Source organism: Microbacterium sp. AG157, from assembly GCF_003385695.1.
Classification (GTDB): Bacteria; Actinomycetota; Actinomycetes; order Actinomycetales; family Microbacteriaceae; genus Microbacterium; species Microbacterium testaceum.
Genome location: NZ_QRDK01000004.1, coordinates 144162 through 158345 on the forward strand (window position 1 = coordinate 144162; position 14184 = coordinate 158345).

At 69.3% G+C, this 14184-nt stretch carries 10 protein-coding genes, 1 tRNA gene and 1 other RNA gene; 4 read left to right on the plus strand and 8 right to left on the minus strand.

What is annotated here, in order from left to right; all coding sequences use genetic code 11:
• Window positions 1-46: 46 nt before the first annotated feature.
• Genes DEU35_RS13400 through DEU35_RS13410 form a run of 3 tightly spaced genes read right to left on the minus strand, consistent with a single transcriptional unit; the run spans window position 47 to window position 4617 of the window.
• The gene (locus DEU35_RS13400) at window positions 47-3037 is read right to left on the minus strand and encodes a bifunctional [glutamine synthetase] adenylyltransferase/[glutamine synthetase]-adenylyl-L-tyrosine phosphorylase (protein WP_103209363.1); all 2991 of its coding nucleotides are present in this window, start codon (window positions 3035-3037) and stop codon (window positions 47-49) included.
• 10 nt (window positions 3038-3047) lie between these two features.
• Window positions 3048-4388: a type I glutamate--ammonia ligase gene (glnA, locus tag DEU35_RS13405; protein ID WP_103209965.1), complete on the minus strand. Its 1341-nt coding sequence runs from the start codon at window positions 4386-4388 to the stop codon at window positions 3048-3050.
• Window positions 4389-4413: 25 nt separating this feature from the next.
• Entirely contained in the window at window positions 4414-4617 is a 204-nt protein-coding gene (locus tag DEU35_RS13410) for an SPOR domain-containing protein (protein WP_174799662.1), read from the minus strand.
• Window positions 4618-4713: 96 nt separating this feature from the next.
• Between DEU35_RS13410 and ppgK the strand changes: the two genes are divergently transcribed.
• Window positions 4714-5499 (plus strand): polyphosphate--glucose phosphotransferase, encoded by a 786-nt coding sequence (gene ppgK / locus DEU35_RS13415; protein ID WP_116239796.1) that lies wholly within the window; start codon window positions 4714-4716, stop codon window positions 5497-5499.
• Between the two features lie 3 nt (window positions 5500-5502).
• On the opposite strand, the gene DEU35_RS13420 is transcribed toward ppgK, so the two are convergent.
• The 4 genes from DEU35_RS13420 to DEU35_RS13435 all read right to left on the minus strand — a co-directional run bounded on the left by DEU35_RS13420 (window position 5503) and on the right by DEU35_RS13435 (window position 8838).
• Complete coding sequence (locus DEU35_RS13420) at window positions 5503-5793, minus strand: hypothetical protein (RefSeq protein ID WP_116239797.1); 291 nt, start codon at window positions 5791-5793, stop codon at window positions 5503-5505.
• 192 nt (window positions 5794-5985) lie between these two features.
• An RNA gene (gene rnpB, locus DEU35_RS13425) (RNase P RNA component class A) lies at window positions 5986-6353 on the minus strand.
• Window positions 6354-6390: 37 nt separating this feature from the next.
• Window positions 6391-8097, minus strand: a complete 1707-nt coding sequence (locus DEU35_RS13430; protein WP_116239798.1) for a bifunctional 3'-5' exonuclease/DNA polymerase — start codon at window positions 8095-8097, stop codon at window positions 6391-6393.
• A 12-nt stretch (window positions 8098-8109) separates the two neighbouring features.
• Window positions 8110-8838 carry a zinc ribbon domain-containing protein gene (locus tag DEU35_RS13435; protein ID WP_116240062.1) on the minus strand — a complete coding sequence of 243 codons (729 nt, stop codon included), beginning with the start codon at window positions 8836-8838 and terminating at the stop codon, window positions 8110-8112.
• Window positions 8839-9101: 263 nt separating this feature from the next.
• Here DEU35_RS13435 and DEU35_RS13440 point away from each other — a divergent pair.
• Window positions 9102-9174, plus strand: a tRNA-Val gene (locus DEU35_RS13440).
• Between the two features lie 3 nt (window positions 9175-9177).
• Here the strand turns inward: DEU35_RS13440 and DEU35_RS13445 are convergent.
• Complete coding sequence (locus DEU35_RS13445) at window positions 9178-9873, minus strand: DUF1345 domain-containing protein (RefSeq protein WP_116239799.1); 696 nt, start codon at window positions 9871-9873, stop codon at window positions 9178-9180.
• A gap of 250 nt (window positions 9874-10123) precedes the next feature.
• Between DEU35_RS13445 and aceE the strand changes: the two genes are divergently transcribed.
• Window positions 10124-12850, plus strand: coding sequence for a pyruvate dehydrogenase (acetyl-transferring), homodimeric type (gene aceE / locus DEU35_RS13450; RefSeq protein WP_116239800.1), 2727 nt, complete (start codon window positions 10124-10126; stop codon window positions 12848-12850).
• 127 nt (window positions 12851-12977) lie between these two features.
• Window positions 12978-14147 (plus strand): CdaR family transcriptional regulator, encoded by a 1170-nt coding sequence (locus DEU35_RS13455; protein ID WP_246078308.1) that lies wholly within the window; start codon window positions 12978-12980, stop codon window positions 14145-14147.
• Window positions 14148-14184 lie beyond the last annotated feature (37 nt).

Sequence of the window (14184 nt, forward strand, 5' to 3'; positions counted from 1 at the left end):
GAGGAAGGGATGCCGCTGTCTCGCGGCATCCCTTCGCTTGCGGCCGTCAGCCGTAGAACAGCTTGTCGAAGACGCGGCGGGCGCGTCGGGTCACGCCGAAGTAGTCTTCCTCGACCTGCGTCGCGGAGCGCGGCGCATACTCCAGGATGCGGCCGATGCCGTCGAGTTTGGCGCGGTCGACGGGGAGGACGTTACTCGTCTGCCCCGAGAGCAGCGTGTTCGCGGACCGCAGGCGGCTCGCCAGGTGCCACGCGGCGGCGAGCTTGTCGGCTGCCTCGCCCTCGATGTGGCCCGCATCGACGGCGGCCTCGAGCGCTTCGAGGGTGGACGTCGTGCGCATCGCCGGGGTCGCGCGGGCATGCTGCAGCTGCAGCAATTGCACCAGCCACTCCACGTCGCTGATCGACCCCGGGCCGAGTTTGAGGTGTCGCGCAGGGTCGGCTCCCTGCGGCAGGCGCTCGTTCTCGACGCGCGCCTTGATGCGGCGGATCTCGCGCAGACCGTTCTGGTCGGCCGTGACCGGGTAACGCACCTCGTCGGCCAGTTCGAGGAACGCTCCGATGAGTTTGACGCTGCCGGCCACGCCGCGTGCGCGAAGCAGCGCCTGAGCCTCCCACGACAGCGACCATCGCCGGTAGTACTCGGCGTAGGCGTCGAGTGAGCGGGCGAGAGGTCCGCTGCGCCCCTCGGGACGCAGCTCGGCGTCGAGGTCGAGCGGTAGACGGTGGTCTTCGGAGTGCTCGCGCAGGCCCGCGACGAGCTTGAGAGCGAGTTGACTCGCCCGCTGCGGGTCGATGCCGTTGGCGCGGTAGACGTACATGACATCGGCATCGGAACCGAAACCGAGCTCCCGGCCGCCGAAGCGCCCCATCGCGATGACCGCGAAGTCGAGGTCGTCGTCCTCGGGGGGTACGACGATCCGGCGCACGGCGCGCAGAGTGGCCTGGATCGTGACCTCGGTGATGGTCGTCAGGGCGTCGGAGAGCTCCTCCAAAGACACCGTGCCGAGCACCGCGGCCATCGCGACGCGCAGCATCTCGCGGCGACGCAGGGCACGCACCGAGCGCATCGCGTCGTCGATGTTCTGCCAGCGCGTCTGAATCGCTCGGGCCTCTTCTTCGAGGGCCTTGCCGGAGCGGGGACGCAGCAGGGCATCGTCGTCGAGCCAGGCGACCGACTCGGGGATCCACTCCATGAGCTCGCCGATGTACCGCGAACCGGACAGCACGCGCGTGAGGCTCTCGGCGGCACCCGCTGAGTCGCGCAGCATCCGCAGGAACCACGGGGTGTTGCCGAGCCGCTCGCTGATGCGACGGAAGACGAGCAGTCCGTAGTCGGGATCGACGCCATCGGCGAACCATCGGATCATGATCGGCATGAGATGCCGCTGGATCGTGGCCTTGCGACTCAGTCCGCTGGTCAGCGCCGCGATGTGTCGCAGGGCGCCGGCCGGGTCGCGGAAGCCGATCGCGGCCAACCGGTCGCGCGCTTGCTCGGTCGAGAGCGTCCGTTCCTCCTCGGGAAGGGCGGCGACGGCCGAGAGCAGCGGACGGTAGAACAGGCGCACGTGGATATCGCGCACCTCGCGCTTGATGCCCTCCCACACCGCCTGGACCCCGGATGCCGAGTCCGCGAGCCGGGACGCCCGTGCGAGCACCCTCAGGTCGTCGTCCTTCTCGGGGAGGAGAGCCGTCCTGCGCAGTCCGCGGAGCTGAAGGCGGTGCTCGAGCAGCCGAAGGAGGCGGTAGTCGCGACCGAAGGCCTCGGCCTCGCTCCGACCGATGTACCCCTCGGCGACCAGGGCATCGAGCGCCTCGAGCGTGCCGCGCTGACGGATGCGCTCGTCGGTGAGACCGTGCACGAGCTGGAGGAGCTGCACGGTGAACTCGACATCGCGAATACCGCCGGGGCCGAGCTTGAGCTGCCGGTTGACCTCGGCGGCGGGGATGTGGTCGGTGACGCGCTCGCGCATGCGCTGCACGCCCTCGACGAAGTTCTCACGTGCGGCGCTGTGCCAGACGAGCGGCTGGACCGCCGCGACGTACTCGGCGCCGAGCGTCGCATCACCCGCGATGGCGCGGGCCTTCAGCAGCGCCTGGAACTCCCAGCTCTTTGCCCACCGGGCGTAGTACTGCTCGTGGGAGGCGAGGCTGCGCACCAGGGCGCCCTGCTTGCCCTCGGGGCGCAGGTTCGGGTCGACCTCCCACAGGGGCGGCTCGATCTCGGGTCCCGAGATGCCGCGCATCGTCTGCACGGCGAGGCGCGTGCCGATGTCGATCGCCCTCGCCTCGGAGACCACCTCTTCGTCGGCGGAACCGCCGACGAAGATCACGTCGACGTCGCTGACGTAGTTCAGCTCGCGCGCACCGGTCTTGCCCATCGCGATGATCGCGAACCGGGTCGCCTCGACCTGGTCACGGGGAAAGGACCCCGGCCCCGGAGAGGAGACCCGCGCGCGAGCCACGCTCAGCGAGGCTTCGAGGGCAGCCCCCGCGAGGTCCGCCAGCGCGGAGGCCACGACGGGGATGGCCCCGGCCGGGTCGTCTTGGCCGAGGTCGTAGGCGGCTATCCGGGCCAGCAGACGGCGGTAGCGAACGCGCAAAGCGACCCAGGCGGCATCCGACGAATCCGCGGCGAAGCCCTCGACATCGCCGACGGATGCCAGAAGCTCGGCGCGCATGGAGGGCTCATCGGGCACCGTGAGCCCCGCCCCCGACAGATGAACGATCTCGTCGGGATGACGCAGATAGAACTCGGCGAAGCCGTCGGACGCGCCGACCAGATCCCAGAGGGCACGCCACGCGCCCGCGTCCGCGGCGGTCGCGCGAACAGCGTCGCGATCACGGCGGGCGACCTGCAGGATCGACAGGAGCGCGCGGTCGGGATCCGCGACGCGCTGCGCGAGCTGCATGGCATCCGCCCGCTCGACTCCCACCGACTCCTCGAGCTCACTGAGCAGGGTGTCTGCTTCGGTGAGCCGCGAGAAGCCGGTGCGAGCGAGGGCGGTGAGCGCGGTGGAGCGATCGCCCGACGTCATGGAACGACCGTCAGAGTGCTTCGAGGTTGCTCGCGAGCTCGAACGGCGTCACCTGGGCGCGGTACTGCTGCCATTCGCGACGCTTGTTGAGCAGCACGTACTTGAAGACCGTCTCGCCCAGCGTCTCGGCGACGAGCTCCGACTCCTCGAGGTACTCGAGGGCGTGGTCGAGGCTCGCGGGAAGCGGCGCGTAGCCGAGGGCACGGCGCTCGGTGTCGCTGAGCGACCACACGTTGTCCTCCGCCTCGGCGGGGAGCTCGTACTCCTGCTCGATGCCCTTGAGGCCGGCCGCGAGCATGAGCGCGTACGACAGGTAGGGGTTCGCGGCGGAGTCGAGGGCGCGGTACTCGACGCGGGTCGACTGGCCCTTGTTGGGCTTGTACAGCGGCACGCGCACGAGAGCGGAACGGTTGTTGTGGCCCCAGCAGATGAAGCTCGGTGCCTCGTCGCCGCCCCACAGGCGCTTGTACGAGTTGACGAACTGGTTCGTCACGGCCGAGATCTCGTTCGCGTGGCGCAGCAGCCCCGCGATGAAGTGGCGACCGACCTTCGAGAGCTGGTACTGCCCGCCCTCTTCGTAGAAGGCATTCATGTCGCCCTCGAAGAGCGAGAGGTGCGTGTGCATGCCGCTGCCGGGCTGCCCACTGATGGGTTTCGGCATGAACGTGGCATACACGCCCTGCTCGATCGCGACCTCCTTGACCACCGTGCGGAAGGTCATGATGTTGTCGGCCGTGGTGAGGGCGTCGGCGTACCGCAGGTCGATCTCGTTCTGGCCGGGGCCGCCCTCGTGGTGGCTGAATTCGACCGAGATGCCGAGGTCTTCGAGCATGCGCACCGAGCGGCGGCGGAAGTCGTGCGCCGTGCCGCCGGGGACGTTGTCGAAGTATCCGGCCGAGTCGACGGGCTGCGGGCGTCCGTCCGCGCCGAGCTGCGACGACTTCAGCAGGTAGAACTCGATCTCGGGGTGCGTGTAGAACGTGAACCCCGCGTCGGCCGCCTTCGCGAGCGTGCGCTTGAGAACGTGTCGCGGGTCGGCGACGGCGGGTTGGCCGTCGGGCGTCGTGATGTCGCAGAACATGCGCGCCGTCGGGTCGATCTCCCCGCGCCACGGAAGGATCTGGAAGGTCGTGGGATCGGGGTGCGCCAACAGGTCGGACTCGTACGAGCGCGTGAGACCCTCGATCGCGGAGCCGTCGAAGCCGAGCCCCTCGGCGAAGGCGCCCTCCACCTCGGCGGGGGCGATCGCCACCGATTTGAGCGTGCCGACCACGTCGGTGAACCAGAGGCGGACGAACTTGACGCCCCGTTCCTCGATCGTGCGCAAGACGAAATCGCGCTGCTTGTCCATCGTCATCCCTCGTTTCGGTGGGCGTTCAGCGGGTGGAGCCGGAGCCCCAGTCGTCGCGGGCCTCTTCTTCGGCCCACTGCTTCGACCGCTCCTTCATGAGCTGCGGCGCGTTGGCCGCTTCTTCTGCGGTGTCGAAGGGACCGGCGCGATCGACCGCGGGCGACTCGTACCCCTGCTCGACCTTCCCGGTCTCGAGGTTGTACCAGTACTTCTTGTCTTCGTCGCTCACGATCGCTCCTCACGTGGATCTCGCGTCTCGGCGCGAACCGCCGGTGCTCCCCTGATCCTACTGATCCCGACCGTGCGGCTGGATAGGCTGAGGGGTATGGCAACGAATGCGTCTCGTGCGGTCGGAGTGGACATCGGCGGAACCGGCATCAAAGCGGGAATCGTGGATCTGGATGCCGGGGAGCTCGTCAGCGACCGCGTCAAGGTCGCAACCCCCGCGGGCGCGGAGCCTGCCGACGTGCTGGAGGCCGTGCACCAGGTGCTCGAGACCCTCGAGGCGCCCGCGGATCTGCCGCTGGGCGTGGCCTTCCCGGCCATCGTGAAGGGCGGTCGCACCCTGTCGGCCGCGAACGTGTCGAAGTCGTGGATCGGCTTCGAGGCCGAGAAGTTCTTCGAGCACGGGCTCTCGCGCGACATCCACTTCGCCAACGACGCCGACGTCGCCGGCATCGCCGAGGTCCGCTACGGTGCGGCGAAGGGCGTCGACGGTCTCGTCATCCTCACCACGCTCGGCACCGGTATCGGGTCGGCGATGATCTACGACGGCGTGCTCGTGCCCAACAGCGAGCTCGGTCACCTGCAGCGCGCCGGCCACAAGAAAGACGCCGAGCACTTCGCGGCCTACTCCGCGATGGAGCGCGAAGAGCTGTCGTGGGAGAAGTGGGCGAAGCGTCTGCAGTGGTACTACGACTACGTCGAGTTCCTCTTCAGCCCCGACCTCATCGTCGTCGGCGGCGGCGTGTCGAAGCACTCCGAGAACTTCTTACCCCTGCTGAAGCTGCGCGCTCCCATCGTTCCGGCGAAGCACCGCAACAACGCCGGCATCATCGGCGCGGCCTCGCTCGCGGTCCCCGTGCCGGAAGCCCTGCCCGCGGTCAAGTAGCGCTCACGCGGCGTTCTCGATCCGTCGGACGCTGACCGCGTTGCGCCACACGACGGGCGCCCAGTGCCCGCCCGCGCAGGGCACCTCGAGCATGACGACACGGTCGTTGCCACCCGTCGCCCAGGCGGGCTCGCGGGTCGCGGCGCGGTTCGGCCAGGTCACCCATGCCCACACCGGGCGCTTCTGCGGATACCAGTCGATCGCTCGCGCCCCCCACGTCTCGGGTTGGAGCGTGCAGGGGGCGATGGATGCCAGCACCCGGGCGACCATCTCGTCGCTGACCCCTGTACCCATGCACCGGACCCCTTCCCCGGCCGTGCTCGAGTGTAGAACAGACATCCGACACCAGACATCGGTTCGACGAGCCGATGGTCTCGCGGTCGAACTCGGCCTCGACGGCCCTCCGGCGCGCGTGCCCCTCGCGCGACATCTCTCCGGGCCAGCTCTGCGGCGACGCCGCGATCGTCCGCCGATCGTCCCGGTGTGCGAATGGGCCGACCTGTACGCCGGGTTCTGTCCGGGGGTCGAAACCCCGTGGACGGTCATCTCTCTCGGCGACACGTTGCCGTGCCGCTCCAGCGGCCTACCCGGGGACTCGGCGAGCCGCGTCGTCATCCCCTGTCTGGCCTTGCTCCGGACGAGGTTTACCTCGCGGGTCGTGTCACCACGACCCCGGTGGTCTCTTACACCACCCTTTCACCCTTACCCCGCACCCCGAGGGGTCGAGGCGGTCTGCTCTCTGTGGCACTGTCTCGCGGATTGCTCCGGGTGGGCGTTACCCACCGTCCTGCCCTGTGGAGCCCGGACGTTCCTCGGCACGGGAGAACCCGTGACGCGACCGTCCAGCCGACCCATTCGCGTCGACCAGTCTACCGGCGCACTCTTTCGCTTTCAGCCCTTCTCGGCCGTCTCGCCGATCCGCAGATCGAGCGGGAAGTCGATGGGGAAGGTGCCGAACAACAGCCGCCCCGCCGAGGCCGCCGATTCACGCACGGCATCCGCGACGGCTTCGGCGTGCTCGAGCGGCGTGTGCACCACGATCTCGTCGTGGAGGAAGAACGCCAGGTGCGGAGAGCGTGCGAACACCGGACCCGATGCGGCCGCAGCGCGGGCGGCATCCACTTCGGGGAGCCTGGCGAGACGGGAGCGGAGGTCGGCCAGCCACGCCAGCGCCCACTCGGCCGCCGTGCCCTGCACGACATAATTGCGCGTGAACCTGCCTCGGTCTCGGGCGGAGCGGCGCGCGCGTGTCTCGTCGATTCCGGATGCCGCGGCGTCGCTCGCCCGTGACTGCAAGTCGCGCCACGAGTCGCCGGCCGTGGGAGACGTGCGGCCGAGCCAGGTGTGCACGACCCCGCCCTCCTCCCCCGTGCGCGCGGCGTCGTCGACGAGCTGCATCGCGCGCGGGAAGGTGCGCCGAAGGCGCGGCAGGAGCCGCCCACTCTCTCCCGTGGTGGCGCCGTACATCGCCCCCAGCATTGCGAGCTTCGCCTCGGCGCGGCTGCCGACGGCGCCGCGCTCGACGATGCCGGCGTACAGGTCGCGACCGGACGCCGCTTCGGCCAACGCCGTGTCGCGCGCCATTGCCGCGAGGACCCGGGGCTCGAGCTGGGCGACGTCGGCGGTTACGAGCGTCCACCCCGGGTCGGCGCGGACGGCGGTGCGCAGCGCCCGCGGAATTTGCAGCGCTCCCCCGCCGGATGATGCCCAACGGCCGGTGACGACGCCTGCGGCGACGTAGACGGGGCGGAACCGGTCGGCGCGTACCCATTCGTCGAGCCACGCCCAGCCGTTCGCGGTGTAGAGCCGCATGAGCTTCTTGTACGAGATGAGGGGGCGCACCACCGGGTGATCGTGCTCGGCCAGTTCCCACCGGCTGGTGGACTGCACCAGCAGGCCAGCGCGGTGCAGCGAGCGCAGCAGCCGCGGCTGCGAGTCGAGCGAGGCGGCGGGGTCGCCCAGTGCCGCGCGGACCGTGGTGGCGGCCTGCTCGATGCGGGTGGGCAATCCTCCCCCTCGCCGCGCGCCGAGTTCTTCCTCGAGCAACGCTTCGTGCGCGGCGCGGCTCCAGGGGACGCCGGCGGCGTGCAGCTCTTCGGCGATGAGCGCTCCGGCCGATTCCGCCGCGCAGAGCAACCGCAGCGCCCCCGGATTCGTCGACGATCCGATCGCCGACACCTGTCGGCGGTACTCGCCGAGGGCCGCGTCGGCGCTCTCGGGAATCCCGGATGCCGACTCTCCCAGCTCGAAGAGCGTGTCACCGCCCGCGGGGGCCGAGGTGGCGGCATCCCAGCCCGTGGCGGCGCGCAGTCCGTGGTCGTCGCGGACGGCGGCAGCGTCGCGGAGGATGGCGTGGACGAGACGCAGGTCCCACGCGCGAGCCACGCGCACCCCGGCCGTCAGGAGCCGGGAGTACACCGTCGTCGAATCGGCCCACACCCAGCGGACATCGCCACCCGCTTCGCGCAACGAGACCGCGGAGGCCAGTGCCTCAGCGTCGATCTCGACCGTGCGCGACGGCGCACCATCGGCATCCAGCTCGGTCAGGGAGACCCGCCCCGAGGGGGCGCTGCCGACGACGACCGTGTCAGACGGCACGGCCGTCTCGGGTCATCGGGACTCTTCTGTGCGGACCAGGATGGCGCCGCACTCGGGGCAGAACACGACCTCGTCGGTCTGGGCGCGGCGTACCGTGGCCAGGTCGCTCGGCGGAAGGACCATACGGCACGCCTCGCACGCGCCGGCGCGGAGGAGTCCCGCACCGTTTCCACGGGCTGCGAGACGCTCGTACAGGCTGAGCAGGTCGGTGGGAACGGACGCAGCGACGGCGTCGCGATCGCGGCGCGCACCCTCGAGACGCGTCGTCGCGTCAGACACGGTGGTCTTCGCGTCGGCACTCAGTTGTGCGCCCTGGGCGTTCGTCTCGGCGATCAGAGCCTCTTGCTCGGAGACCGCGGCATCCGCCGTCTCGAGGCGCTCCATGAGCGCGATCTCCATGTCTTCGAGGTCGCTCTTGCGCCGCGTCAGCGAGGCGAGCTCGCTCTCGAAGCCCTGTGCCTGCTTGGGGTTCGACGACGCGGCGAGCCGTTCGGTATCGCGCGCGATACGGGCGTCGACGACGGCGACATCGGACTCGAGACGCTTCAGCTCCGCGGTGATGTCGTCGCGCGCGTTGGCGCGGCTCGACAGCTCTTGCGTGAGCGTTGCCCGCTGCGCGAGGAGCTCGCGCACGCGCTCGGCCTGCGGCGGGTTGGCCGAGACCTTCTCGTCGCGACGGATACGGGCGTCGAGGTCGGCGAGGTCGAGCAGTTTGCGCTGGTCGGCGGGATCGGCATTCACGGGCTCCACGCTACCCCGGGGCTCCGACATCGGCGGTACGCGATCGCCGCGCGACCGGGCGGGGTCTGTGGTGCGCGGGGGCCGGAGCTGTCGATGGGCCAGATCACGGGGCCTCGTCGACGAGCCGCGGCCGTGAGAGGGCCAGATCACGTGACCTGGGCGAGGACGCATGACATGCCCTGTGCCCTCGCCCGGTTCACGTGACCTCGTGGCGACATTGGCGCGGGCCAGGAGCCGGGCGGACGCTAGACTCGATGCATCCAGGGCCTTTAGCTCAGCTGGTAGAGCGCCACGTTTACACCGTGGATGTCGTCGGTTCGATCCCGGCAGGGCCCACCTCTAGTTCAGGATGTTCACGCTTCGCGAGATCACGAGCGCGAGCAGGATGAAACCCGACACCGCCTGAACCATCATGAACAGCTTCGCTCGCGTGCTGAGCGGCATCACGTCGGTGGGGCTGAACGCCATGGCGTTGGATGCCGAGAAGTAGAGGTAGTCGATGTACCCGGGCGCCCAGTCCTCGGTCTCGGAGGAACGGCGGGCCACCTCGCTCACCGCGTCGCGGTCGGAGTCCTGAGGAAACTGGAAGTCGGCAGGCGGAAGGGCGTCGCGCGGGTCGCGGCGGCGCGCGATGGGCCCTCCGCGGTCCATCTCCCAGTAGACGACGGCATAGCCGATGACATTGATCGCCCACACCTGTGCCGCCCCGAGCAGGGTGCCGGCCCCGCTTCCTTCCCCGCGCAGCAGTTGCTGGATGAGCAGGAAGAACGCGACCTGGTTCGCCACGAGCAGCACTGCGGTGAACGCGAGCGCGAAGCCGCGGCCGACCGCCGATTCGCGCGACAGTCGGGAGGGGTTCGTCACGACCATGGGGATCGCACACAGCACACCCGCGATGACCACGACGTAGCGCAGCACGCCCGACGCCTCGTTCGGAAGCACCGCGTACAGTCCGGTGCCGACGGCCAGGGCGATCAAGACCGGCCAGCGGTGCTCCGGCCGGGTGCGGAAACCCTCGCGTTCGTGCGTGCTCACGCGCTCAGGCTAGACCTGCGCATGGGCGTTCTCCGCTCGCACGCGGTATCCCCGGTGGTTCTGACGGGGCTGAGCTCGCTTCGACGTCGAACTGTCTGTGCGATGGAGGCGAGCCGTCGCGGGCGGGGCGCATCCGATGTCGCCGCGACTCGCTAGGCTGGACGCTGGTTGATTGTGCGGAGCAGACAAGGGTTGCCGCACTCGTATGGCGATTCTCTGGCATGACCTGCCAGACGACGAAAGGTCTTCCGTGACTGTTCACGACCAGGATCCGTATTCGCAGGGGCCGCAGGACAGCGACCCGGAAGAGACCGGGGAGTGGCAGGAATCCCTGCGACAGCTGGTCCAGGCGAAGGGTCCGGCTCGCGCTCGCGAGATCATGTTGAGCCTTCTGAAGGGCTCCAAGGAACTCCACCTGAATGTGCCGATGGTTCCGACCACCGACTACATCAACACCATCTCGCAGAAGAACGAGCCCGAGTTCCCCGGTGACGAGGAGCTCGAGCGGCGCTACCGCAAGTGGATCCGCTGGAACGCCGCGGTCACCGTGCACCGCGCCCAGCGCCCCGGCATCGGTGTCGGCGGCCACATCTCGACCTACGCGTCGTCGGCAGCGCTCTACGAAGTGGGCTTCAACCACTTCTTCCGCGGCCTCGACGACCCGTCGGGCGGCGACCAGATCTTCATCCAGGGCCACGCCTCCCCCGGTGCCTACGCCCGGGCGTACCTCGAGGGTCGTCTGACCGAGGCGCAGCTCGACGGCTTCCGTCAGGAGAAGTCGCAGGCGCCCAACGGCATCCCGTCGTACCCGCACCCGCGCCTCATGCCGGAGTTCTGGCAGTTCCCGACCGTGTCGATGGGCCTCGGCCCGATCAACGCGATCTACCAGGCGATGTCGAACAAGTACCTGTCGAACCGCGGCATCAAAGACGTGGGTGACTCGCACGTCTGGGCGTACCTCGGCGACGGCGAGATGGACGAGGTCGAGAGCCGCGGTCAGCTGCAGGTCGCAGCCAACGAGGGCCTCGACAACCTGACCTTCATCGTCAACTGCAACCTGCAGCGCCTCGACGGCCCGGTCCGCGGCAACGGCAAGATCATCCAGGAGCTCGAGAGCTTCTTCCGCGGTGCCGGCTGGAACGTCATCAAGGTCGTCTGGGGCCGCGAGTGGGACGAGCTCCTCGCCCGTGACACCGAGGGCGCGCTGCTCAACCTCATGAACAGCACCCCCGACGGCGACTATCAGACCTACAAGGCCGAGAACGGCGCGTACGTGCGCGAGAACTTCTTCGGTCGCGACCCCCGCGCCCTCGAGCTCGTCAAGGACTACACCGATGAGCAGGTCTGGGGCCTCAAGCGCGGTGGTCACGACTACCGCAAGGTGTTTGCCGCATTCAAAGCGGCCAAGGAGCACAAGGGCCAGCCCACCGTCATCCTGGCGAAGACCATCAAGGGTTACGGCCTCGGCCCGCACTTCGAGGGCCGCAACGCGACCCACCAGATGAAGAAGCTGACGCTCGACGATCTCAAGGCGTTCCGTGACGCGATGGACATCCCCGTCACCGACGCGCAGCTCGACGAGAACCCGTACCAGCCGCCGTACTACAACCCCGGTGAGCAGGACGAGACGATCAAGTACATGCTCGAGCGTCGCCGTTCACTCGGCGGCTTCCTGCCCGAGCGTCGCACCACCCACGTCGGTCTCGAACTGCCGGGGGATGCCGCGTACGCGCTGCCCAAGAAGGGTTCGGGCACGCAGGAGATCGCCACGACCATGGCGTTCGTGCGTCTGCTGAAGGATCTGCTGCGGGTCAAGGACTTCGGTCACCGCATCGTGCCGATCATCCCCGACGAGGCGCGCACGTTCGGTATGGACGCGTACTTCCCGACGGCGAAGATCTACAACCCCAAGGGCCAGCACTACACCTCCGTCGACCGCGAGCTGCTGCTGGCGTACAAGGAGAGCCCGCAGGGCCAGATCGTGCACGTCGGCATCAACGAGGCGGGCGCCCTGGCGGCGTTCACCGCGGCGGGCACGGCCTACTCGACGCACGGCGAGCCGCTGATCCCGGTCTACGTCTTCTACTCGATGTTCGGCTTCCAGCGCACGGGCGACGCCCAGTGGGCGGCGGGCGACCAGATGGCTCGCGGCTTCATCATCGGCGCCACGGCCGGTCGCACCACCCTGACCGGTGAGGGCCTGCAGCACGCCGACGGTCACTCGCAGCTGCTCGCGTCGACCAACCCGGCCACGGTGTCGTACGACCCGGCGTTCGGCTACGAGATCTCGCACATCGTGCGCTCGGGTATCGAGCGGATGTACGGCGGGAACCACCCCGACCCCAACGTCATGTACTACATGACGGTCTACAACGAGCCCTACGTGCAGCCCGCCGAGCCCGACGGGGTCGACGTCGACGGCATCGTCCGCGGCATCCACCACATCTCCTCGGGCGAGGGCGACGGCCCCCGTGCCCAGCTGCTCGCCTCGGGCGTCGGTGTGCCGTGGGCTTTCGAGGCCCAGCGTCTGCTGAAGGACGACTGGGGCGTGGTCGCCGACGTGTGGTCGGTCACCTCATGGAGCGAACTGCGCCGCGACGGCCTGGCCGCCGACGAGCACAACTTCCTGCACCCCGAGGAAGAGGCTCGCGTGCCGTACCTCACCGACAAGCTGAAGGAAGCCCAGGGCCCGGTCATCGCGGTCAGCGACTGGATGCACGCGGTCCAGGACCAGATCCGTCAGTGGGTCCCGCAGAACTACTGGACCCTCGGGGCCGACGGCTTCGGCTTCTCGGACACCCGTGCCGCCGCACGTCGCTTCTTCAAGATCGATGGTCCCTCGATGGTCGTCCGCACCCTGCAGGCGCTGGCCGAAGAGGGCAAGGTCGACCGCGCGGTCGTCGGACAGGCGATCGAGAAGTACCGTCTCCACGACGTCAACGCCGGAACGACCGGCAACGCGGGCGGCGAGGCCTGATCACGTGACGAGCACCACCGACGGGTCCGGTTCCGCCTCCACGGGCGGGGCCGGACCCGACCGGTCTGCGGGCTCGGTCGCCGCCGCCGCGCAGGAGAAGGCCGACACCCTCACCTGGCTCCGGCGCATCTCGGGCGACCTCGCCACGGCGACCATCCAGCGCCTCGAAGAGACCCTGCCCTGGTACGCCGAGATGCCCCCCGCGCGGCGATCGGCCGTCGGGCTCGTCGCCCAGGCGGGGATCACCTCGTTCCTGCAGTGGTTCGAGGAGCCGGCATCCACTCCCGCCATCGCGTCCGACATCTTCGCCGCCGCTCCCCGTGAACTGCTGCGGAGCGTCAGCCTCACCCAGACGCTGCAGCTCGTTCGCGTGACCGTCGAGGTCATGGAGGAGCGCGTAGCCGGGCGCAGCGAGAAGGTGCGCGAGGCGATGCTGTCGTACTCGCGCGAGGTCGCTTTCGCCGCGGCAGACGTCTACGCACGTGCCGCCGAGGCGCGAGGGCTTTGGGATGCGCGCCTCGAAGCCCTCGTCGTCGACTCGATCCTCACCGGCGAGGCCGACGACGAACTCCCCAGCCGTATCGCCGCGCTCGGCTGGCACGGCCACGGAGAGGTCGCCGTCCTCGTGGGCACGACTCCCCCGCAGCTCGACGTCGATCAGGTGCGACGTACCGCGCGCAAGCTCGGTGTCGACGTGCTGATCGGTGTGCAGGGGTCTCGTCTCGTGCTGGTGGTCGGCCGCGCCGACCTCCCCGCCCGCGCCGGCGAAGAGAACGCCGAGCTACCGTTCCCCGAGATCGCGAAGCGCCTCGAACCGGGCTTCGGCGCGGGTCACCTCGTCTTGGGGCCCGCCGTGCCCGCCCTGGTCGACGCCGGTCAGAGTGCCCGCGCGGCCCTCGCCGGGTTCGCCGTGGCCCGTGCGTGGCGCCACGCCCCGCGCCCTGTCGAGGCCGACGATCTGTTGCCCGAGCGCGCCCTCGCCGGCGACGCCGTGGCCAAGCAGACGTTGGTCGACCGGGTCTACCAGCCGTTGCAGGCGCACAGCGCCGATCTCGTCGCGACGCTGTGGAGCTACCTCGACAACGGCCGCTCTCTCGAAGCGACGGCCCGCGAGCTCTACGTGCATCCCAATACGGTTCGTTACCGTCTCAAGCGCGTGTCGGAAGTCATCGGATGGGATGCCACGGGGCCGCGCGAAGCGCTCATCCTGCAGACCGCGCTGATCCTCGGATCGATCGGAACGGACGCCACACGTCGACGTGGTCCGGTGGGTCGTCGGTCGTCGTTCGTGCGCTGATGCACGGCGCGCACAAAGACACGCCGTATTTCTGTGT

Coding starts and splice junctions, on each gene's coding strand:
- DEU35_RS13420 (WP_116239797.1), bottom strand. CDS start 5,793: ATGGGTACAGGGGTCAGCGACGAGATGGTCGCCCGGGTGCTGGCATCC.
- glnA (WP_103209965.1), bottom strand. CDS start 4,388: ATGGACAAGCAGCGCGATTTCGTCTTGCGCACGATCGAGGAACGGGGC.
- DEU35_RS13400 (WP_103209363.1), bottom strand. CDS start 3,037: ATGACGTCGGGCGATCGCTCCACCGCGCTCACCGCCCTCGCTCGCACC.
- ppgK (WP_116239796.1), top strand. CDS start 4,714: ATGGCAACGAATGCGTCTCGTGCGGTCGGAGTGGACATCGGCGGAACC.